This window comes from Arthrobacter sp. NPDC058288, from assembly GCF_042880995.1.
GTDB lineage: Bacteria > Actinomycetota > Actinomycetes > Actinomycetales > Micrococcaceae > Arthrobacter.
In genome coordinates, this window is the sequence record NZ_JBHVYH010000008.1 from 23,456 (window position 1) to 43,887 (window position 20,432).

Here is a 20,432-nt window from a genome sequence, read left to right on the forward strand (position 1 = left end):
CTCTTGACATGGCAGCCGGTCAGCCGCCCCAGCCCGTGGCGGCCAATAAAGTGCGCTTCACGGCCGGGGTCATGGTTTCGACGTAGGTTTTGTTGAGGTGGTCGTGGTCCCGGTAGACGTAGACATTGCCCATGACCGCCGGGCATGTCGTGTCTGTGCAGATGCTGTTGGTGAGGTCCACGGAGTGCAGGAGGGGTTCGCGGGTGGCCAGCTCCTCCAGCGGGTTCACCTCGAGCAGGACCTCGTCCCTGGCGGGGTTGCACTGGTGGGAGTCCTGGCCGTGCAGGCCCACGCAGGCGAACATGTGGAACGGGAACCGCGGGTTGTCGCGTACGGCTGCGACTTCGATGCCGGCATCAAGGAAGGGCCGGATGCCTTGCTCATAGGCGGGGACGAGTCCTTCCCTGGGTTCGTCCTCGTAGCTGAGGGTGCCGTGGGTGATGACGGCGTCGGGGGCCAGGTCAAGGACGTAGTCCCGGGCTGCATCGTTGCGCTCGTTGCATTCGGTGTCGCGTTCGGGTGACTGGGCGCCGTACCGGCAGGCGTTCTTGAGCAGGGAAATCATCCGCCAGTTGTGCTCCTGCGCGGTGGGGACCAGGGCCGGCATGAGCTGTTGTGCATGCGAGTCGCCGATCACCACAACGGTTTTTGTGGCTTCGGTGTCCGGTTCGATCTGCTGGCAGGATTCCAGGGCCGGATGCCCGGGGGCGTAGCCGGGGGTGCAGGAGGGGCCGGCGTTGCCCCATTCATCATCCAGTGCGGTTTCGGCCGGGATGAGCGGGGCGTCGGGAAGGTCCTGGCCGGTATGTCCGGGCTCCAGTACAGCGGCGCCGGGGTTCAGGTTCAGCTGCTCGGCCTGCACGCGGAGTTGGCGTTCGGTGAGTCCGATGCGCGTTTCCCATGCCCCGAGCGGGATTGCGACGCCGATGGCCAGGGCGATGGTCAGGGCGGCGCTGCGGCGTTTACGCCGGTGCATCCAGCCCCACGAGCGCAGCGGGCGCTCCACCAGCCGGGTGGTCAGCCAGGCCAGGATGCCCGAGGCGCCGATGATGAAAGCGCCGGCAGCTGCGGTGACTCCGGCTTCCTGGGTCAGGACCAGGTAGGTGATCAGGACCGACCAGTGCCACAGGTAAAGGGCGTAGGAGATTCCCCCGAGTTTCCGGACCGGCGCGGCGGTCAGGAGCCGGTCAGCCCCGAAACGGTGTCCTGTATTGCCGGCGGTGATGACCATGGCTGCGCCGAGGGTGGGGATGAGGGCGGCCCATCCCGGGAACTGGTTGTCCACCTGGATCACTGCCCCGCAGAACAGGATCGCGGCCAGCCCGGCCCAGCCCAGCACGATCCGGGCCGGCTTTCCCGGGCGGAGGTACGGCAGTACCAGGGCCAGCAAGGAGCCGAGGGCGAATTCCCAGAGGCGGGTGCGGGTGTCGAAGTAGGCAAAGGACTGGTTGGTGGCTGTCTGGTGGATTGAAAAGGCCAGGGAGAGTGCAAAGATCACGCCGAACAGGACGGCGGCGAGAGCGCGGAACGACAAGCCCGTCCGCCGGGCCGCGGCGTGGACGCCCAGCAGCAGGAGGGGCCACAAGATGAACACCTGGCCCTGGATGGACATTGACCAGAAGTGCTGGAAGGGACTGGCTGTTGCTGCCTGCGCAGCCTGGTAGTCCACGGCACCGAAAGCCATCGCCCAGTTCTGTACATAGAACAGGGACGCCCAGGCGTGTTCAATCAGCTCCGCCCAACGGACTTGGGGAAAGAACGCCGCCCCCGCCGCGACGGTGGCCAGCAGCACGATCGCGGCGGGCGGGAGCAGCCGGCTGAAGATCCTCGCCCAGTACCGCCGCAGCCTGAACGGCTCACCCGAGCGCACACGCTCCGCGAATGACAGGGTGAGGAGGAATGCCGAGACCAGCAGGAACACATCCACCCCGCCGGACACCCGGCCGAACCAGACGTGATAGAGCACCACGATGAGCAGCGCGACCGCGCGCAGGCCCTGAACTTCGGGCCGGAACCGCGTTCCGGACTGAGGTTCAGCCATGAGCGTTCTGTGCGTGGGGGTCGGCAAAATACTCCTGCAGGGTCCGGTGGGTGATAACGCTTCGCAACTACACTCTACCCTAACGTTAGGGTAGAGTGTAGTTGACGTAGGAACATCAACGATGGAGCAGCCGGAAGGCCCAGAATGCCCAGGACAGCAAACATCCCCGCCCTGCACAGCCCGCCCGTCCTCGAGGAGGCGGGCAGGCGCCGCACGTTCGCGGTCATTTCCCACCCCGACGCGGGCAAGTCCACGCTCACCGAAGCGCTGGCGCTCTATGCCAGCGTGATCAAGGACGCCGGGGTCACGCACGGCAAGTCCAGCCGGCACGGGACGGTCTCGGACTGGATGGGGCTGGAGCAGGAGCGCGGAATTTCGATCAGCTCCGCCGCCCTTCAGCTGAACCATCGGGGCGCGGTCCTGAATGTGGTGGACACCCCGGGCCACGCGGACTTTTCCGAGGACACCTACCGGGTCCTGGCAGCGGTCGATTTTGCGGTGATGCTGATCGACGCCGCCAAGGGCTTTGAGCCCCAGACCCTGAAGCTCCTGGCCGTGTGCCGGCGGCGGGGGCTTCCGATCATCACGGTGATCAACAAGTGGGACCGGCCAGGGCTTGAAGCCCTTGACCTCATCGACGGGGTTGCCGGGCGGACCGGCATGGCTCCTGTGCCGTTGACGTGGCCGGCGGGCAGGGCCGGGGCCTTTACCGGGCTCTTTGACCTTCGCAGCGGGGAAGCGGTGCGGCTGGAAGCGGTCCGGGGCGGTGCGTTGCCCAGCCTGGAAACACCAGTGCCGGGCGGATCCGGGGCGATGGAGGGGCAGTGGCGGGAGGCGCTGGAGGAGGCCGAACTCGTCGCGGACTCCCATGGAGAATTCGATCGGGAAGCCTTTCACGCAGCACGGCAGACCCCCGTCCTGTTCACCGCCGCCGCCAAAAACTTCGGCGTGCGGCAGCTGCTGGACGTGCTTGCCGAACTCGGCCCGGCCCCGTCGGCCCGCGCCACCGCGGAGGGCGGGCACCAGCCCGTGGATGCCGGCTTTTCCGGGTTCGTCTTCAAGGTCCAGGCAGGCCAGGACGCCGCGCACCGCGACCACATCGCCTTCCTAAGGGTCTGCTCCGGAATTTTTGAACGCGGCATGATCCTGACCAACGCCCGGCTGGGACGCCCGTTCGCCACCAAGTACGCCCACCGGGTCATCGGGCGCAGCCGGGAAGTCATTGATGTTGCCTGGCCCGGGGACATCGTCGGGCTCGTCAACGCCGCCAGCCTGCGGGTCGGGGACAGCCTCTACGCCACCGAACCGGTCCGGTTTCCGGAGATCCCGCACTTCGCCCCGGAACTCTTCACGGTCGCCCGGGCCGCAGACCCGGGGCGGTACAAACAGTTCCGGCGCGGCATCACCCAGCTCGAACACGAAGGCGTGGTCCAGGTCCTGCGCTCGGACCGGCGCGGGGAACAGGCGCCCGTCCTGGCGGCAGTAGGGGCCCTGCAGTTCGAGGTGGCGCAGCACCGCATGGCCGGGGAATTCCACGCCCCGGCAACCTTTGAAGCCCTGCCCTACACCCTGGCGATGCACGTGGACGCGAAGGGCTCCAGCCTGCCCGAAACCTTCCGCGGCGGTGAAATCATGCACCGCTCCGACGGGGAAGCCCTGGCGCTCTTCGCGGACCGGTACAAACTCGCGCACTTCCGCGAGGACAACCCCGGCGTGGAGCTCACGGACATCGGCGCCTGACCGCGCGCGTGCCACCCTGGGGTCAGCCGGCCATCCGGTCGCTGATGACGGCGATGAACTGGTCCGCCCGCCCCAGGTCCGAAGCCAAAGCTTCCCTGCGGGCTGTCGCCTCACGCAGCATCGACTCAAGCTCGTCTCGGGCAGCCTGCGGGGACCTCGATCCGCGGGAGGTCAGGACATCAAGCATCTCCGCGATCTCGTCCAGGCCAAAGCCAAGGGATCTGGCCTGCCGGATCAGCAGCAGACGCTCATAATCCTCTTCGGAATAGACCCGGAAACCACCCTCCGTGCGGGCGCTCGGGTGCAGCAGACCGACCGAGTCATAGTGCCGGATAGTCCTCAGCGACAGTGCGGTGCGTTCGGCGAGTTGCCCAATATGCACAGTAATTCCTTCCGGGGCGGTAACAGCTCCTGATTAGAAGTCTACCATTACGTTAGGGTACAGTTGGTGGTGGGCCGGAAGTTCCCCCTACTTTTACCGGCGCAGCGCGGCGCCTCCCCACACTCGCACCGCCCGGGCATTCGTCTGCCCATAACCCATGAAATGGAGCCCGCATGACTGTTGCCGCCCACGCGCCAACCCTGACCCCGGAGCAACGCCAGTCCGTCTGGCGCACCCTCCGTTCCCCCCGCCTGCTGCGCACTGAGGTCCTCGCCGGGCTTGTCGTGGCCCTGGCACTGATTCCCGAGGCCATCGCCTTCTCCCTGATTGCCGGGGTTGACCCCCGGCTGGGACTGTTTGCCTCGTTCACCATGGCCGTCACCATCGCCTTCCTCGGCGGGCGGCCGGCAATGATTTCCGCCGCGACAGCGGCCACAGCCCTGGTGATCGCCCCGCTGGTGAAGTCCCACGGCGTGGACTACTTCATCGCCGCCGTCATCCTCGCCGGCATCTTCCAGATCATCCTGGGCCTGCTCGGGGTAGCCAAACTGATGCGCTTCATACCGCGCTCTGTGATGGTGGGCTTCGTCAACGCCCTGGCGATCCTGATTTTCACCTCGCAGCTGCCCGAGCTGATCGGGGTCCCGTGGCTGGTCTACCCGCTGGTCGCCGTCGGACTGGTGATCATCTTCCTGCTGCCCCGCATCACCAAGGTGGTCCCGGCGCCGCTGGTGGCCATTGTGGTCCTGACCGCGGCCGCCGTCGTCTTTGCCATCAACGTCCCCACCGTCGGTGGCAAGGGGGAGTTGCCTGAAAGCCTTCCATCGCTGTTTTTCCCCAACGTTCCGCTGAACTTCGAGACGTTCCAGATCCTTGCCCCGTTCGCCGCCGGCATGGCGGTGGTGGGTCTGATGGAATCGCTGATGACCGCCAAGCTCGTGGACGACGTGACCGATACGCACTCGCTCAAGACCCGCGAGTCCTGGGGCCAGGGTGTTGCCAACGTCATCTCGGGCTTCACCGGCGGCATGGGCGGCTGCGCGATGGTGGGCCAGACCATGATCAACGTCAAAGCTTCCGGCGCCCGGACCCGGATCTCCACTTTTATGGCCGGGGTCTTCGTCCTGATCCTGGTGGTGGCGCTCGGGGACATCGTGGCGCTGATCCCGATGGCCGCCCTGGTCGCGGTGATGATCTTCGTCTCGATCGCCACCTTTGACTGGCACAGCATCCAGCTGAACACCCTGAAGCGCATGCCCAAGAGCGAAACGACCGTCATGCTCGCCACCGTCGTCCTGACCGTCGCCACGCACAACCTGGCCATCGGTGTGATCTTCGGTGTGCTGGTCGCGATGGTCGCGTTCGCCCGCCGGGTGGCGCACTTCATGAGCGTGGAGCGCACCATCGAAGAGCACTTCGGGGAAACGTTCGCCAAGTACAAGGTCAGCGGGGAGCTGTTCTTCGCCTCCTCCAACGACCTGTACATGCAGTTCGAATATGCCGAGGACCCCGACCGGATCGTCATCGACCTCTATGATTCCCACCTGTGGGATGCATCCACCATCGCGGCGCTTGATTCCATCGCCGCGAAGTACCACAGCTACGGCAAAGAGGTTGAAGTTGAAGGGCTCAATACGGCCAGCGCGGCCATCCGCGAACGCCTCGGCGGGATGCTCAACGGCGCACACTGACCCCACCAGGAGCGTCTCGTCCGGTGCCCCCGGCCGCCCGCACCCGGGAGGCCGGGGGTGAGCGGGCCTCACGTCGGGGCCGGGCGGAAGTCCTGGGCCGGTACCGTTACCGCGGCCGCGCTGATCACCGCCGCCAGCGCGCCGGGACAAACGGCCGGCCTCTCACCCTTCACCGATCCCCTCATCGACCAGCTCGGGGTCAGCCGGACCGACATCTCTTTCAGCTACCTGGTCGGCACCCTCGCCGGGGCCCTGGCCCTGCCCTTTATCGGCCGGGCCCTGGACCAGTGGGGTGCCCGGCTGGTCATCACCGCAGCCGCCCTGGTCTTCTCCGGGACCCTGCTGGCGATGAGCTTCGTCACCGAAATCCTCGGCCTGACCGCAGGGTTCGTCTTCCTGCGGATGGCCGGGCAGGGCGCGCTCACCCTCGCCGCCACCACAGCGGTCGTCAAAGCCGTCACCAAACGGCGCGGGCTGGCTGTGGGCATCACCGCCGCCGTCGGATCGGCGGGTATTTCCCTGACACCGGTACTGGTGGAGCGGCTGATCAGCGCCGGCGGCCTGCAGCAGGCGTGGCGGCTCGAAGCGGCAGCGGTCCTGCTGGTCATCCTGCCGATGGTGTTGCTGCTGCCGCGGCACCGCCCACCAACAGTCCCCGCCAAGGATCCCGCCCATCCCGATCCTGCCGGGGCAACTGCTCCCGCAGCCGGGCGTGCGGACGGGCGCGCCCATGAGCGGTTATGGAGTGGCAAACAGGCTGCCCGGACGCCGGTCTTCTGGGCCATCGCTGCAGCGCTGGCGGCGACCGGTATGCTCTCCACGGCGCTGGCATTCCACCAGGTGTCCATCCTTACCGCCCGCGGTCTGACCAGCACCGAAGCCGCCGCGAACTTCATCCCGCAAACAGTGACGGGCATCCTCGCCACCATCATCCTGGGCGCCGTCTCACACCGCCTGGACCCGCGCCTGGCCTTGGCAGGTTCCATGGGACTTCTTGCTGCCGCCCTGCTGTTCCTGCCCCTGGTCACCGGAACACTGTCGGGAATCTTTTACGGTCTGCTGCTCGGCGCGGCCGGCGGAGCGGTGCGCGCCGTCGAACCGATCGCCCTGGCGCACTACTTCGGAACCGCCAGCATCGGCGGGATCAGGGGCGTCATTTCGGCGATCAACGTCGGGTCCACCGCACTGGGTCCTATCCTGTTTTCACTGGGCCGTGACGCCAGCGGCGGCTACGTGATGCCTGCCCTGTTTGCCGCGGTAATCCCCCTCGGGGTCGCCGTGTTCGCGCTGCTCTGCCCGGCACCGGGCAGCACCGGCGGAATACTCCGGCGCCGCGCCCCGGCGAAGGTTTAAACAGGTGAAGGCCAGGCCGCGCTGCTGGACCTGGCCTTCACCTGTGGGATCGCCCTTTAGGCGTCCACAACGATGGCGGTTACCACCGGGGCCCGGTTATAGAACCGGCGCATCCAGTCAGCAGTGGCCTGCTCGATCACAGCCTCCGGGTCCTTGACCGGCCCGCGCCCGCCACGGGCCGGGCGGGCCTGCCCGACCGCTTTGCCGACCGCCGCAGCGGCCTTGTCCAGATCCGCGTCGGTGCAGGCGAACCCGCGGGTGAAGAATTCCGCAGGTTCGGCCAGCTCCCCGGTCTCCGCATCGAGGATGGCCAGCACAGTCACGGACCCTTCCTCGGCCAGCTGGCGGCGCTCTCGCAGGGTGTCCTCGGTGGTGCCGCCGACGTTATCGCCATCAACGAAAACCAGGCCGGCGGTCACCCTGCCGGAAATCGTCGCCCGGCCCTTGTGCAGGTCCACGGTGACGCCGTCTTCCGCCAGGACAATGCGTGCCGGGTCGATCCCCGTGCTTTCGGCCACCGCGGCATTGGCTTTCAGGTGCCGCCATTCCCCGTGGACCGGCATGACGTTACGGGGCTTGACGAGGTTGTAGCAGTACGCGAGCTCCCCGGCACTGGCGTGTCCTGAGACGTGGACCTTCGCGTTACCCTTATGGACCACGTTCGCGCCGAGCTGGGTCAAGGCGTTGATGACCGCGTAGATGGCGTTCTCGTTCCCCGGAATCAATGAACTGGCCAGCAGGACAGTGTCACCTTCGGCGATGCTGATCGCGTGGTCCTTCTTCGCCATCCGGGACAATGCGGCCAGCGGTTCACCCTGGGAGCCGGTGCAGATCAGGACCACGTTGGGGTCATCGCTCTTCTGCAGCCGGCGGAAATCCACCAGGGTGTTGCGGGGAATCGTGAGGTAGCCCAGGTTCTGGGCGATGGTCATATTCCGGACCATGGAACGGCCCACGAAAGCGACCTTGCGTTTGTGCCGGTGCGCGGCGTCGATGACCTGCTGGATCCGATGGACATGGCTGGCGAAGCTGGAGACAATGATCCGCCGCGGAGCCGTCCGGAACACGGTATCGATGGCCGGGGCCAGGTCCTTCTCCGAGGTGGTGAACCCCGGGACGTCGGCATTGGTCGAGTCCACCAGGAACAGGTCAACACCCTCAGTGCCCAGCCGGGCGAACCCGGCCAGGTCGGTGATGCGCCGGTCCAGCGGGAACTGATCCATCTTGAAATCCCCGGTGTGCAGCACCAGCCCCGCCCCGGTCCGCACCGCGATCGCCAGCCCGTCAGGGATCGAATGGTTGACGGCGAGGAACTCCAGATCGAACGGACCCAGGGAGAGGGACGTTCCTTCGGCGACCTGGACGGTTTTGGGTGTGATCCGGTGCTCCTTGAGCTTGGCCTCGATGAACGCGACCGTCAGCTTGGACCCGACCACGGGAATATCAGGCCGTTCCCGCAACAGGTACGGGACCCCGCCGATGTGGTCCTCGTGCCCGTGCGTGAGCACCACGGCCACCACATCCTGGAGCCGGTCCCGGATGGACGAGAAATCCGGCAGGATCAGGTTCACCCCGGGCTGGTGGTCCTCCGGGAACAGCACCCCACAGTCGATGATGAGCAGCTTGCCTCCGTATTCGAAGACGGTCATGTTCCTGCCGATCTCCCCGATGCCTCCCAGGGCGACGACGCGCAGGGCGCCGTGCGCGAGCTTTGGCGGCGTCTTATGTTCGATGTGGGCATGGTTCATGGGTGCTGGTTTCCTTAGACTCGGCGGCGTTGTGCTGTTGCCCGCAATGCGCGGGAGGCAGTGCCTAGCGGCGTGGCGGTTCGGTGGCAGTGTAGGACCCGCCCTGGCCTGAAGCGCACTGGCAGTTGACGTCCACTTCGAAATGTACCGTGACTTCATCCGCATGCGCGGCGTTCTCCACGGTAACGGTCTTACGGATGGTCTGGGATACAGACATGGTGCTCCTTCTTTCCTTGTGATGCGCGGCAGCTCCCGCACAGGTCTTGGTCAAAGCGTGGTGATATGACGGGCTGCAGACAACGCAGCGCCAGCCGCCGCGACATCAGCGCCCAAAGTGCTCAGGCTGACTTCTGCACCGTCCCCGATGCCGGGCCTGGCTTCACGGATCAGGGTCCGGCGGAATGGGTCCAGCAGCAACGCGCCCAAGGGACGCAGTGGACCGCCGAGAATGATGTGGCGGGGGTTGATGATATTCGCGGCTGCGGCCGCGGCAAGACCGAGCGCTTCGGCAGCCCCCTCGGCAATCCGTTGGGCTGCAGGGTCACCGGCGATGGCCCTGACCACGAATTCCTGGAGCGTGACCGGTGCGCGACCCGCTGCATAAGCGGCCAGCATCGCGGGGACAGAACAGACCGTGTTCAAACAACCCCTGTTGCCGCAACGGCAGGGAAATCCGTGATCATTGATCCTGATATGCCCGAGCTGGCCGGCCAGTCCGGCGTGGCCGGTGTACGGCTGACCTCCAATAACGATCCCGGCCGTGACCTCAGCACCCACATTCAGGAACAGCAACGCCGCGCTGTTCCCCTCCAGCCTGCTGGCATGAGCAAACGCTGACATGGCAGCGGTCGAAGCGACGGTCACGGGGACACCCAACCCCATACCCAAAACGGCTTGAAGATCTTCTTCCGGAGGGAGGAGGAAGTCAGGGCAGTCTGGCAGCTGCTCCCTGCCGGACCCAGTCAGAGCAGGAAGGGCAACACCCGCCGCGCCCAGAGTGCTTCCTTCAGCTTCAGGGCGACCCAGCAGCAGCGTCAGCACACCTGAAATGACGGCGGACCAATCGGCGCCGGTGACGGGGTCTGAAACCGGGGTGCTGGACCCGGCCAAAACATCCCCGCCGGGCCTCAGAAGGACCGCATGCATCCGGTCACCAGAGACCTCAATCCCCGCAGCGACGAATTTCACGGCCTGCAACTGCACCAGCACCGCCCGCCGGCCGGTGCTGACCGTGAAGTCAGTCCGAACCCGGCCCTCGCGCCTGAGACGGCTTACGACGTTCGACACTGTTGCAGCCGACAAGCCCGTCGAACGGGCCAGCATCGCCTGCGTCGCCGGCCCCGCAGAGAGCAGGCTCTCCACCACCAGTTCACGGTTCCGCAAGCCCAGCGCCTGCTGGGAACCAGGAGGAACCTCTGCGTCCTGTCGTCCCCGGAACGCAGATACGGCAGCGCCTGACACAGTCGGTTGCGCGCCCGGAACCGGGCGGACACTGGTGCGGGGGGAAGCCACGTCGCTGCATCTCCTCGGCGCGGGTGATGGGGAAAAGGAATGGTGGTAGAGGTAGAACACCCATAACTCTACCCTAACGTTAGGTTAGGGTCATAATTGTAGAGTAGGGGTTGCTCGAAGACTCTACTCTTACGTTATGGTAGATATGATGGCGGTTTTGACCCGATCTTCGGACATCGGCTGCCCTTAAGGTCCTGCACAACAAGCCGTCAAGACACGGGGAGTGACCATGCAAGAGTGTTCGGTAAACCGCTGCACCGCACGAGCGGACGAAGTTTTTTATGTCGAGGGCCCGGACGAGCAGGCCTTGCCTGTGTGCGCCTCCCATAAAGAGATCATGGACAGCGGCGAGGACTGGGTCCTTAGGCATCAGGCAGGAAATGCAGGCCACTCCTCAGGCATCCTGACCCTGCACGACGTCCCTTGGCGGGTACTGGCGGTCAGCGCCATGAAAGTAGGGGGAAACAAGCCGGGGCTGATTTTGCACCTGACCCTCAGCCATTCCGGAGAATCAAAGGAAACGCAGCTTCTGTTGCCCTGGGATGAAGCCGAGGTCCTGAAAGGAATCCTGGACTCTTGACTCCCAGGCCGGTTAGACGGGTTCACCCGGTGCGGCGCCCGCCACGAACCGACAATCCAAAGACGGCACAACATCCTGAACTGCTGATTGTCACCGGCATGTCCGGGGCAGGGCGCAGCAGTGCAGCCAACGCACTCGAGGACCACGGCTGGCACGTCATCGACAACCTGCCCCCGGTGCTGCTGGCGGCCCTGACCGAACTGGTCACCAAAACGCCCGATGAACCCCAGAAGCTGGCCGTCGTCATGGACATCCGCGGAGGCGACTTCTTCAACGACCTCCGCACCAATCTGTCAGCGGACCTTCCCTACCGGCTGCTCTTCCTGGACGCCAGCGACGCCGCGCTGGTCAGCCGTTTCGAAAAAGAACGCCGGCCTCACCCGCTGCAGGCCGGCGGAAGAACGCTTGAGGGAATCAATGCGGAACGGGAAGCGCTCCGGCCCATCAAAAGTGCTGCAGACATTGTCCTGGACACCACGGAAATGAACGTCCACTCCCTCTCCACGGCCATCACCGAACTGTTTTCTTCCACCGGAACGATTGTGATCCGGGTGGATGTCATGAGCTTCGGCTTCAAGTACGGGCTGCCGCTGGATGCTGATCACGTCGCCGATGTGCGGTTCCTCCCCAACCCGCACTGGGTACCGGCACTCCAACGACTGACCGGCCTGGAGCCCCAAGTACGGGAGTACGTCATCGAAGCCGTCGGAGCCAAGGACTTCCTTGACCGCTACGTCCAAGCCCTGGTCCCCGTCATCAACGGGTACCGCCGCGAAAACAAACACTTCGTCAACGTCGCAATTGGCTGCACAGGAGGCAAACACCGCTCCGTTGCCATGGCCGAAGCACTCTCAGCCCGTCTCGCTCAATTCCCCAACGTCACCGCCGCCACCCACCACCGCGACCTCGGGCGTGAATAGGCAAGAGCGCCGAGCCGGGCCAATCCAACCGGAGTGCAGGCGGGTTCACTCATCCAGTGCAGACGCCTTCTGAAACTGACACTTCCTCCGCTATTACTGGCCGAGACCATGTACGTAAAACCCGCACGATGCCATGCACGGTGATGGCGGGATTACTGCAACCCTGTTTGTTATGACCGGAATGAAGATCGGCTATGCCCGGGTCTCGACGAACGACCAGGACCTGACCGCCCAACGAAACGCTCTCCTTGCCCTTGGTGTTGAAGAGAAGCAGATCTTTGTCGATCACGGACTGACGGGAGCGAACCGGGTGCGCCCTGGGCTCCGTGAAGCGATGGCGGCATGCCGAGCCGGCGATACGCTCGTGGTAACCAAGCTGGACCGTTTGGCGCGTTCCCTTTCCGATGCCAAGGACATCGCGGATGAGCTGACGGCCAAAGGGGTGGTCCTCAGTCTCGGCGGCAGCACCCACGATCCGACTGATCCGGTCGGCCGGCTGCTTTTCAACGTCTTGGGAATGGTGGCCGAGTTTGAGGCGGATCTGATCCGGATGCGCACCCGCGAGGGCATGGCGGTCGCAAAAGCGAAGGGGCGGCTGAAAGGCAAGCAGCCCAAGTTGTCCAAGACGCAGCGGAAACATCTTCTGATGCTGCACGATGCCGGCGAGCATACGCAGGCCGAACTGGCCGAACTGTTCGGGGTGTCACGGACGACCGTGTATCGCGAGCTTCAAAGGCGAACCGTCTGAAGGCCGATACGGTGCCGCCCGCTGAGAGTGCCATTTAGCGCTGCGGATTTGCAGAGCGGGCGGAAACCTTGGTCGGTCCCCGTCGCGTGGAGCCGTCTCACTGCTAGCTAGGGCCCAGGGCTACTGCCACGGACCTCGCTTCGCTCGGGCTGTAGAAGCGTTTTTCTGTTTTTGCTGCTGTCCTCCGGATCATACGTGCCCGCTCCACCGGCTCAACCGTCCTGCGGACGGTTGCGCAGCCGATGTGTTGTGTCGGCGCTTCGCTTATTTCCTCTCACAACCCATCCGCTGCTTGCCCTTCGGGTTGCCCCGGCTCCGTCGGGCACAGCTACGCGCTGCTCCGCCAGCAGGCAAAAACAACCGGGGGAGAGGGGAAGCTGGCCGGTCACCAAAGCCGCCCCACCCACCGGATCCTCAGCAAAGGACGAGAGAAACCATGAACGATCGCATTGCACGTGCAGCCCTGACCCGACTCTTCGAACCCGGCGACGGTGTCGGTCGGGCCCTGGTGGGCAGGCTCGGCGCGTATGCCGCGTTGAGGCTTGCCACCGGCGCGCAGCCCGTACACGCCATTCAGGAGGCCACGGTCGAAGAACTGTCAGAAGCGTTGAGACGATGGGCTCCGCGGGTTCCGGAGGTCGATCCGGAGAAGGACCTGGCAACCATCGAACGCCTGGGTGGCGGGTTCCTTATCCCAGGAGATGACCGCTGGCCGGAAGGCTTGGACGATCTGCCCGAGGCCCCGTACGGGCTTTGGTATCGGGGCAACATCGACAACGGCATCCCAGCGCCTTCGAAGTGTGTGGCCCTTACCGGTTCCCGGGATTCCACCAGCTACGGCGCCTCCGTTACAGGGGATATGGCATACGGGTTGGCTCAACGTGGAATCTGCGTGATCTCAGGGCTGGCCTATGGCATCGATGCGCACGCGCACCGGGCCGCGTTGGCCGGGAGCCAGGGAGAAGGACCGGCGACCCTCGCGGTACTGGCCGGAGGCCTTGACGGTGACTACCCGTCTGGTAACGCTGACCTCGCGGCCTCCATCCGCGGCAACGGCCTGACGCTCTCAGAGCTCCCGCCCGGTTCCGCCCCGACCCGGTACAGGTTCCTGCAGAGAAACCGCATCATCGCCGCCCTCGCCGGGGTGACCTGTGTCGTGGAAGCGCGCTGGCGCTCAGGGGCGCTGAACACCGCACACCACGCCGAAACCATAGCCCGGCACGTCGCGGCCGTCCCCGGCAGCGTGCACAGCGCCAACTCCGCAGGATGCCACCGGCTCCTGAAAGAAGGCACGGCGGTGCTGGTGTCCGATGCGGCCGAACTGGCCGAACTCCTCGCAGACTAACCCCTTCAGGTGGCCGTCCCGTTGCCGGGGCGGTCACCGCTGGCGGTCCGCCGTCGTGGCCGGCTTGCGCCGTGGGTCGGCTGCGGCGGACCGCCATTCGCACACTCACTGCCGGCGACCGTGGGCGCGCGGCCGCCAATGCCAGGGACGCCGAAAGAAAGACTCGGGGTGCTGATGGAGGGTTCGCAGGGCTCACCAGGAAAGGGCGTCCGCTGGCGCGGCCGGCTGTGGGGCCAGTGACGGCTCCGCAGGGCTCCGCCGTCCCTGGCCCTGTTTGTCTACGACGTTTTGGCTGCTGTCCTGACGGATTGTACGTGTCCGCTCCGGCCCGTCTAGCCCCTCCTTCGTCGGGGCCTGCGGCCCGGGAATTTCCCTGCGGCGCTCCTTCGTCGCTGATTTCCTCCGGGAATTTCCCGCCCCTTGCCCTGCGGGTAGACAGGCCTCCGTCGGCCACAGCTCCGCAAGCTTCGCCAGCAGCCAAAACAACGGGGGGAGAGGGGACGCTGGCCGGTCACCTGAACCGCCCCACTACTGGTCCGCGCCCGCACCTTTCCAGCCGCTTGACAGACATAGAAGCGTCGGGGGGGAGGGGGGAGCTGGCCGGTCACCATTGATCGCCCCACCCACCGGAATCCTCTGCAAAAGGAGCAACACACCATGAACGAAAAACTGACCATCTCCGGCGCCGCTGACCTGCTCGCCACCGTTCCGCACCTGCTCGGCACACAGCCTAAAGAATCCTTCGTGGTTCTCACGGCACGCGCTGGAGCGCTTGGTGCCACCCTGCGCGTGGACGCCCCGGCCGAGTCCTCACCGCTGGACTACGCGCAGATGATGACCACCTACGCCGCCAACGACGAGAAGGCCACGGCCAGCTACATCATCATCTACACCGACGAAGCGGGCGAGGACGGCCAGTTCCCCTACGCCGCTCACGTCGCGGCCCTGGGTAACGAGCTGGCCACCGCACAAATGCCCGTCCGCAAGGTCTGGCTGGTCACCAGCACCTACTGGGTCGCCTACGGCAGCACGGAAACAAACTCTCTGGACACGATCACGGACAGCAACGCCAACGCCACGCTGACCTACTTCGGGTCCGCCACGGATCTCGATATCTACAACCCGGCACTGCTGGGCAACTGGGCACCGCGAGTGGAGGCACCCGAAGGCACCGAGGCGGACCTGCAGGCCGCGTGCAAAGCATGGGCGGCAGCGCTGGACGCCACGGACATGCCGGACAAGGACACCGCCCGCGCACTCGCATCTGCGTTCCAGCACAAGTACATCCGCGATTACCTTTTCCGCGACACGATCAACACCCACAACGGCAGTTTCGGTGACGTCATGACCGGAAAGTTCACCGCCCGCCCGGACTGGAACAGGGTGGACCGCGCCGAGGCAATTGCGTTCGAAATCATGAAAGCCGTACCCGAAGGGCAGCGCGCACCGCTGCTGACCCTCATGGGCTGGCTTGAATGGCTCAAGGGCCACGGCACGCAAGCGGACCGGTACCTGAAACTGGCCGCGGAGGACGTGCCCGCGTTCCGCCTTGCAGTCCTGCTGCGGGAACTGATCAACCGGGGACACATCGCCGACGTCGCCCGGGACCCGGACACGTCCTACAAGCACCCCCTGATCTAACAAAAACCGTAGAGGCCGGGCCGGATCACCACACCGCCCCGGCCTCTCCGACGGCGGGGCGGCCTCCCCCGCTAGCGCTCCTCCGGCCGCCGATAACGCTGACGCGGGCGGAGCCCGGCGCACAGTGAACCTGCAGGATCCCGGACTACAGTGAGAGAAAACCTCCACACGGGAAGGATCGCCACTGTGGGAAACGAATACGTCCTGACCGAGGATGATCAGCCGGCGGCTGACGCCAGCCTGGCCGAAGACATTATCGAGCTGCAGCTGCTCACGGCCGGCGAAAAGACGGGCCCCGTGGACGCGGTGCACGCCCAGGAACATCACAACTTCTAAAGCCAGACGCAGCGAAACTGCTGCGCCTATAGATTCCCTTGCAGAGGAAACAGGAAGAGCCGGCACGATTCAGATGTGCCGGCTCTTCCTGTCTGTGCGCCAAGGTTCACCGAACCAGTGCATCGGTGTACTGTGCGGGTGAGAAGGGGCTGCCGTGGACGCACGGGTCGATGGAGAGGATTGAGTTCCGACCGCATCGTATGGGCCCCTTCTCCTATGTGAAGAGGGCCCTGACCTTCGCTTCGCTTCGGTCAGTTGATGGGCGTCCGCTGGCGCGGCCGGCTGTTGGGTCCAGGGTGCGCCGTCGCAGAGCTCCGGACACCCCGGCCCTGTTTGTCTACGACGTTTTTTGGCTGCTGTCCTTCGGATTGTACGTGCCCGCTCCGGCCCCTCTAGCCCCTCCTTCGTCGGGGCCTGCGCCACGGAAATTCTTCTCCGGCGCTCGTTCCTCGCTAATTTCCTCCGAAGATTTTCCGTGTCTTGCCCTGCGGGTAGACGGGACTCCACGGGCACAGCTCCGCAAGCTTCGCCAGCAGCCAAAAACAACGGGGGGAGAGGGGAGCTGGCCGGTCACCATTGGTCGCCCCGCCCACCGGAAGCCTCTGCAAAAGGACAAAACACCATGAACGCAACACCCACGCTTGAAATGCTCGACCCGGCGACCTTGACCGTTGACATCAACGTCCGGAAGGATGCCGCCCTGACCGCTGACTTCATTGCCAGCATCAAGGAACACGGCGTGATGGAACCCGTGATCGCCCACCGTAAAGACGACGGAACCGTGCACGTGCTGATGGGCCAGCGCCGCACCCGCGCCGCCGTCGAAGCCGCACGCGAGGTTATCCCGGTGATGATCATCAACAGCCCCGAAGAAGCCGAGCGCATCGTGACGCAGGTAGTGGAGAACATCCAGCGCGCCGCACTGACCGAAGCCGATGAAGCGGACGCCTATCACCAGCTGTCCCTGATCGGCGTATCCGCCGCCTCGATTGCCAAGAAGACCGGCAGGACCAAGACCACCGTCGAAAGCGCCCTCAAAGCCAAATCCACCGACACCGGAGCCGCCGCCCTGGGCAAGGGTTACACCGTGGAGGAAGCCCTGATTCTGGCCGAGTTCTTTCTTATGTGGACACTGCGCGCCTCTCAGTCGCGTGGGCCAAGGGGTGTTGCACTGGAGAGGTGACGCAGATGCGGGTTGTTACGACCAAGTCATCCGGGACGGTTTCCGCTGTCTTGCTATTGAGTGCTGATGGTTCAGCGGTGGTCCCGGTCTGCAGGTTTTTGCAACACATCCTGGATTCCGGAGGGAGTCCGAACACTGCTTCTGCCTACGGGTTTGACCTAAAGAACTTGTTTGAATTCTTCAACGAGACGGGCACGGACTGGGGCGAGTTCCGTCCCGCTGTGGCTTTGAACTTCTTGGGCTGGTTGAGGAAGCGACCGAGCCGGAGACCGGCACAGCGGCTTGGTCTTGCCATGACCGGCCCCGAGGGTCGGCTGCTGGCCGCGGCCACTGTTGCCCGTGTGCTGGCGGCTGTATCAAGCTTCTATGAGTGGGCCATCGTCGCCGAGCTGTTCGACGCGGAGAACCCCATGCGACGGCACCCTGATCGGGCATTGGTCATGGTGAGTGAAAGGCACCGGCCCTTTACGGGCGGTGCAAGCAGGCAGCAGCCGATGCGGCGACAGATCAGGGTCAAACTGCCGTTGAGGCTGCCGCGTCCCTTGGCCATACCGGAGGTTGAGGCTCTGCTGAACAGCATGACATGTCTGCGGGATCTAGCCATGGTGCTGCTGATGCTTGACGGGGGACTGCGTCCAGGGGAGGTGTTGAGCCTGCATCTTGAGGACGTATCGTACGGGCATCGGCGCGTGACTATCCGAAAGCGCGATGACCATCCCCGCGGAGCGAGAGGGAAATCGCGCCGGGAACGCGTTGTTGATGTCCTCGAACCCCGCACCCTGGACGCCGTCAACCGATATGTCATGCGTGAACGGCCGTCCCAATCGGAGAGCCCGTTTCTCTTCCTCGTTGGCGGCCGCGGCGCTCGGTCGTGTGATCCGCTGTCGTACGAAGCACTGGTGCGGATGTTCGCCCGCCGACTGGACAGGCTCGGGCTGCGGGCACCTGAGAAGACACCGCATGCCTTGCGTCATACACACGCGACCCTGATGTGGGAAGCTGGCATGCGCGAGTTGGCACTCCAACAACGCCTCGGGCATGCATCTCCTGAGTCGACCAGGATTTATACCAGGGTGTCGGATTCACAGGTCCGCGACGAGTACCGCGCTGCCTTGGGCGCCCTCCAGTGAACTCCGCTGCAAGGGCAACTGCACGGACAACCGTTCCTACCGCACGCCGACACGTCACCGAGGCAGAGTACGCTGCGTGGGTCAAGGCGTTTATCCCCCACTACGCGGCCCGCTACCAGCGAATTGCATCCTATCGCCGGTTTGTTCGGGCTTGGCCTGATCTGGAGGACTGGTTCCAAGCGCCTCTTCTCGTCCGTGCCGGCTTCACAGGTGGACCCCTTCGCGCCACAGGGCGCACTGACACCTTCGACGCCAGCGGCTACTTGGTCTACTTGGCCCTCGTGCATGGCGTCGGACTGGATTACGATTTCCTGTTCGTCCGAAAGTACGCCCGGCTTTTCAGCATCCAAGCAGGCGGCAAGGGGCTCGGAGTGGATCTGGACCTCTTTGAGGCTCACACGACGCGTCTGACTGAGTTGGGATACCGTCCCGATCCATCCCGCACCAACCTAACCTGGGCGGCCGGTCGACTCCTGTTGCATCGCGGCGACCCCGATATCACGGCGATCACCGCCGAGGACCTTTTTGATATGGCTCAGCAGATAAGGTCCTTTGGCGAACGGGAGGATTTCGCACAGCTCCGGGCCGCTCTCTATCAGAAGTCTCCCTGGCAGATGACCGGCGACAACGCCGGCGAACGCTTCGCCAAAGCTCACCTGGCGAAAGTCCACTGCCTGCACGTCCTGCTGTTTAACATCGGGCAGGTCACCGACCCGCCCCTGGCCGGCACGAAGCGCCGCAAGAGCTGGGAAGAAAACCTACTCCCGGAACGCTGCCCACCCCGGATCCGGGCCGTCGTCGAACGCTATCTCCTCATCCGTCTTGAGGCACAGTTCGACCGCCCACAGACGGTCAGGATTGCCAGGGAGGGCCTGCGGCGGTTTGTGAACTGGCTCGGACGTGAACACCCTGACATCACATCCCTGGACCAGCTGGACCGTGCCTTGATTGAGGAATACCTCCGCTGGCTACCTACGTACCCAAGCCAGAACACAGGCCAACCCTTACACGTGACCACCCGCAAGCACGAGATAAATGCCATCGGAGCATTCTGCCGAGATACCAGCATGTGGGGTTGGGACGACGTTCCAGGCGGCCCGCTGCTCACGACGCGGGACGCACCCCGCAGGCAGGAGACAATTCCCCGATACCTGCCTCGGCACGAGCTGGACGCACTAATGACCGCGATAGAAGGTCTAACCGACCCACTGCAGCGGACCGCGTTGCTGCTGCTGAGATGGTCCGGTGCAAGACGGGACGAGATCCGTCGATTGACCTGGGACTGCCTCGATGCCTACACCAGCGGCCACCCTAGGCTGCGGATCCCAGTCGGCAAAGGCCATTCCGAACGCCTCATCCCACTGCATGCCGACGCGGCCGTTGCCCTTCAAGAGACAATCAACCAGGCCAAGGCGATGAAGGCAGTAGCGCGGCGTGATCCCACTACCGGCCGGTTTGAGAACTACATCTTCGTTCGCAAAGGCAAACTCCTGTCATCGGCGACCCTCTTCGATGACGCCTTCGAGAAAGCCTGCACCGCCGCCGGCCTCGTCGACTCCAACGGAACCAGAACCGTCAGCGCACACAGGCTGCGCCACACCCTCGGCACACAGCTTGCCGAAGGGGGAGCGAGGATCCAGACCATCATGGCGATCCTCGGTCACAAGAGCGCTGCCATGTCCATGATCTACAGCAGGATCTCGGATCCCGAAGTCCGGCGCCAATACGAGGAAGCACTCGCTTCCGGCCACCAAATCGCTGGACCGGCGGCGGAAGCCTTGATGAATGGAAGCCTCGACGACGAGTCCATTCATTGGCTTCAAACCAACTTCCTTAAGACCGAGCTCGAACTCGGGCATTGCCTGCGGCTGCCAGCAGAAGGGCCCTGTGAGTGCGAATTGATGCTTAGTTGTCCGAAGTTCCTCACCACGAGCGAATACGCACCGAGACTGAAGGCACGACTCGAACGCGAAGAGGAACTAGTTACCGACGCTGAGGTTCGCGGCTGGCTGCGCGAGGTGGAAAGGCACCGAGCCGTGCAGCGGCGCATTAGGCAGCTTCTCGACGACCTCCAGGCGTAGC

General features: G+C 64.7%; 16 protein-coding genes and 1 pseudogene. 12 read left to right on the forward strand and 5 right to left on the reverse strand.

The window, feature by feature from the left end; translation table 11 throughout:
• Positions 1 to 19: 19 nt before the first annotated feature.
• A complete protein-coding gene (locus ACFVWT_RS18330; protein WP_174177447.1) occupies positions 20 to 2,041 on the reverse strand; it encodes an acyltransferase family protein in 2,022 nt (673 codons plus the stop codon).
• A 144-nt stretch (positions 2,042 to 2,185) separates the two neighbouring features.
• Between ACFVWT_RS18330 and ACFVWT_RS18335 the strand changes: the two genes are divergently transcribed.
• Entirely contained in the window at positions 2,186 to 3,781 is a 1,596-nt protein-coding gene (locus ACFVWT_RS18335) for a peptide chain release factor 3 (RefSeq protein WP_306971291.1), read from the forward strand.
• 22 nt (positions 3,782 to 3,803) lie between these two features.
• Here the strand turns inward: ACFVWT_RS18335 and ACFVWT_RS18340 are convergent, their stop codons facing one another.
• A complete protein-coding gene (locus ACFVWT_RS18340) occupies positions 3,804 to 4,163 on the reverse strand; it encodes a MerR family transcriptional regulator (RefSeq protein WP_306971290.1) in 360 nt (119 codons plus the stop codon).
• 173 nt (positions 4,164 to 4,336) lie between these two features.
• Here ACFVWT_RS18340 and ACFVWT_RS18345 point away from each other — a divergent pair, with 173 nt between their 5' ends.
• Both ACFVWT_RS18345 and ACFVWT_RS18350 read left to right on the forward strand, forming a co-directional pair.
• Complete coding sequence (locus ACFVWT_RS18345) at positions 4,337 to 5,854, forward strand: SulP family inorganic anion transporter (RefSeq protein WP_174177443.1); 1,518 nt, start codon at positions 4,337 to 4,339, stop codon at positions 5,852 to 5,854.
• A gap of 57 nt (positions 5,855 to 5,911) precedes the next feature.
• Positions 5,912 to 7,207 carry an MFS transporter gene (locus tag ACFVWT_RS18350; RefSeq protein ID WP_174177441.1) on the forward strand — a complete coding sequence of 432 codons (1,296 nt, stop codon included), beginning with the start codon at positions 5,912 to 5,914 and terminating at the stop codon, positions 7,205 to 7,207.
• Between the two features lie 56 nt (positions 7,208 to 7,263).
• Here the strand turns inward: ACFVWT_RS18350 and ACFVWT_RS18355 are convergent, their stop codons facing one another.
• The 3 genes from ACFVWT_RS18355 to ACFVWT_RS18365 all read right to left on the reverse strand — a co-directional run bounded on the left by ACFVWT_RS18355 (position 7,264) and on the right by ACFVWT_RS18365 (position 10,338).
• A complete protein-coding gene (locus tag ACFVWT_RS18355) occupies positions 7,264 to 8,955 on the reverse strand; it encodes a ribonuclease J (RefSeq protein ID WP_174177440.1) in 1,692 nt (563 codons plus the stop codon).
• Between the two features lie 64 nt (positions 8,956 to 9,019).
• Positions 9,020 to 9,172, reverse strand: a complete 153-nt coding sequence (locus ACFVWT_RS18360) for a hypothetical protein (protein WP_174177438.1) — start codon at positions 9,170 to 9,172, stop codon at positions 9,020 to 9,022.
• A gap of 50 nt (positions 9,173 to 9,222) precedes the next feature.
• Positions 9,223 to 10,338, reverse strand: a complete 1,116-nt coding sequence (locus ACFVWT_RS18365) for an ROK family transcriptional regulator (protein WP_306971289.1) — start codon at positions 10,336 to 10,338, stop codon at positions 9,223 to 9,225.
• A gap of 352 nt (positions 10,339 to 10,690) precedes the next feature.
• Between ACFVWT_RS18365 and ACFVWT_RS18370 the strand changes: the two genes are divergently transcribed.
• From ACFVWT_RS18370 to ACFVWT_RS18410, 9 genes and pseudogenes are all read left to right on the forward strand, one after another.
• A complete protein-coding gene (locus tag ACFVWT_RS18370) occupies positions 10,691 to 11,047 on the forward strand; it encodes a hypothetical protein (protein ID WP_174177434.1) in 357 nt (118 codons plus the stop codon).
• Positions 11,048 to 11,145: 98 nt separating this feature from the next.
• A complete protein-coding gene (gene rapZ / locus ACFVWT_RS18375; protein WP_174177432.1) occupies positions 11,146 to 11,967 on the forward strand; it encodes an RNase adapter RapZ in 822 nt (273 codons plus the stop codon).
• Positions 11,968 to 12,148: 181 nt separating this feature from the next.
• A complete protein-coding gene (locus ACFVWT_RS18380; protein WP_390250734.1) occupies positions 12,149 to 12,715 on the forward strand; it encodes a recombinase family protein in 567 nt (188 codons plus the stop codon).
• 436 nt (positions 12,716 to 13,151) lie between these two features.
• On the forward strand, positions 13,152 to 14,060 hold the full coding sequence (gene dprA / locus ACFVWT_RS18385; protein WP_390250328.1) for a DNA-processing protein DprA: 909 nt from the start codon (positions 13,152 to 13,154) through the stop codon (positions 14,058 to 14,060).
• Between the two features lie 657 nt (positions 14,061 to 14,717).
• Complete coding sequence (locus ACFVWT_RS18390) at positions 14,718 to 15,701, forward strand: DUF4192 family protein (protein WP_390250330.1); 984 nt, start codon at positions 14,718 to 14,720, stop codon at positions 15,699 to 15,701.
• A 186-nt stretch (positions 15,702 to 15,887) separates the two neighbouring features.
• The gene (locus tag ACFVWT_RS18395) at positions 15,888 to 16,037 is read left to right on the forward strand and encodes a hypothetical protein (protein ID WP_390250332.1); all 150 of its coding nucleotides are present in this window, start codon (positions 15,888 to 15,890) and stop codon (positions 16,035 to 16,037) included.
• A 622-nt stretch (positions 16,038 to 16,659) separates the two neighbouring features.
• Positions 16,660 to 17,154 (forward strand): annotated as a pseudogene (locus ACFVWT_RS18400) (ParB/RepB/Spo0J family partition protein); the annotation flags it as partial.
• Positions 17,155 to 17,225: 71 nt separating this feature from the next.
• The gene (locus tag ACFVWT_RS18405) at positions 17,226 to 18,350 is read left to right on the forward strand and encodes a tyrosine-type recombinase/integrase (RefSeq protein WP_390250736.1); all 1,125 of its coding nucleotides are present in this window, start codon (positions 17,226 to 17,228) and stop codon (positions 18,348 to 18,350) included.
• Positions 18,347 to 20,431, forward strand: coding sequence for a tyrosine-type recombinase/integrase (locus ACFVWT_RS18410; RefSeq protein ID WP_390250334.1), 2,085 nt, complete (start codon positions 18,347 to 18,349; stop codon positions 20,429 to 20,431). Before ACFVWT_RS18405 ends, ACFVWT_RS18410 begins: the two co-directional genes overlap by 4 nt.
• Position 20,432: the final 1 nt, after the last annotated feature.

Bases quoted from the DNA above. Each gene is read 5' to 3' on its own strand.
- ACFVWT_RS18360 (WP_174177438.1), bottom strand. From the start codon at position 9,172: ATGTCTGTATCCCAGACCATCCGTAAGACCGTTACCGTGGAGAACGCC.
- ACFVWT_RS18405 (WP_390250736.1), top strand. From the start codon at position 17,226: ATGCGGGTTGTTACGACCAAGTCATCCGGGACGGTTTCCGCTGTCTTG.
- ACFVWT_RS18390 (WP_390250330.1), top strand. From the start codon at position 14,718: ATGAACGAAAAACTGACCATCTCCGGCGCCGCTGACCTGCTCGCCACC.
- ACFVWT_RS18330 (WP_174177447.1), bottom strand. From the start codon at position 2,041: ATGGCTGAACCTCAGTCCGGAACGCGGTTCCGGCCCGAAGTTCAGGGC.
- ACFVWT_RS18355 (WP_174177440.1), bottom strand. From the start codon at position 8,955: ATGAACCATGCCCACATCGAACATAAGACGCCGCCAAAGCTCGCGCAC.
- ACFVWT_RS18335 (WP_306971291.1), top strand. From the start codon at position 2,186: ATGCCCAGGACAGCAAACATCCCCGCCCTGCACAGCCCGCCCGTCCTC.
- ACFVWT_RS18345 (WP_174177443.1), top strand. From the start codon at position 4,337: ATGACTGTTGCCGCCCACGCGCCAACCCTGACCCCGGAGCAACGCCAG.
- rapZ (WP_174177432.1), top strand. From the start codon at position 11,146: ATGTCCGGGGCAGGGCGCAGCAGTGCAGCCAACGCACTCGAGGACCAC.
- dprA (WP_390250328.1), top strand. From the start codon at position 13,152: ATGAACGATCGCATTGCACGTGCAGCCCTGACCCGACTCTTCGAACCC.
- ACFVWT_RS18380 (WP_390250734.1), top strand. From the start codon at position 12,149: ATGAAGATCGGCTATGCCCGGGTCTCGACGAACGACCAGGACCTGACC.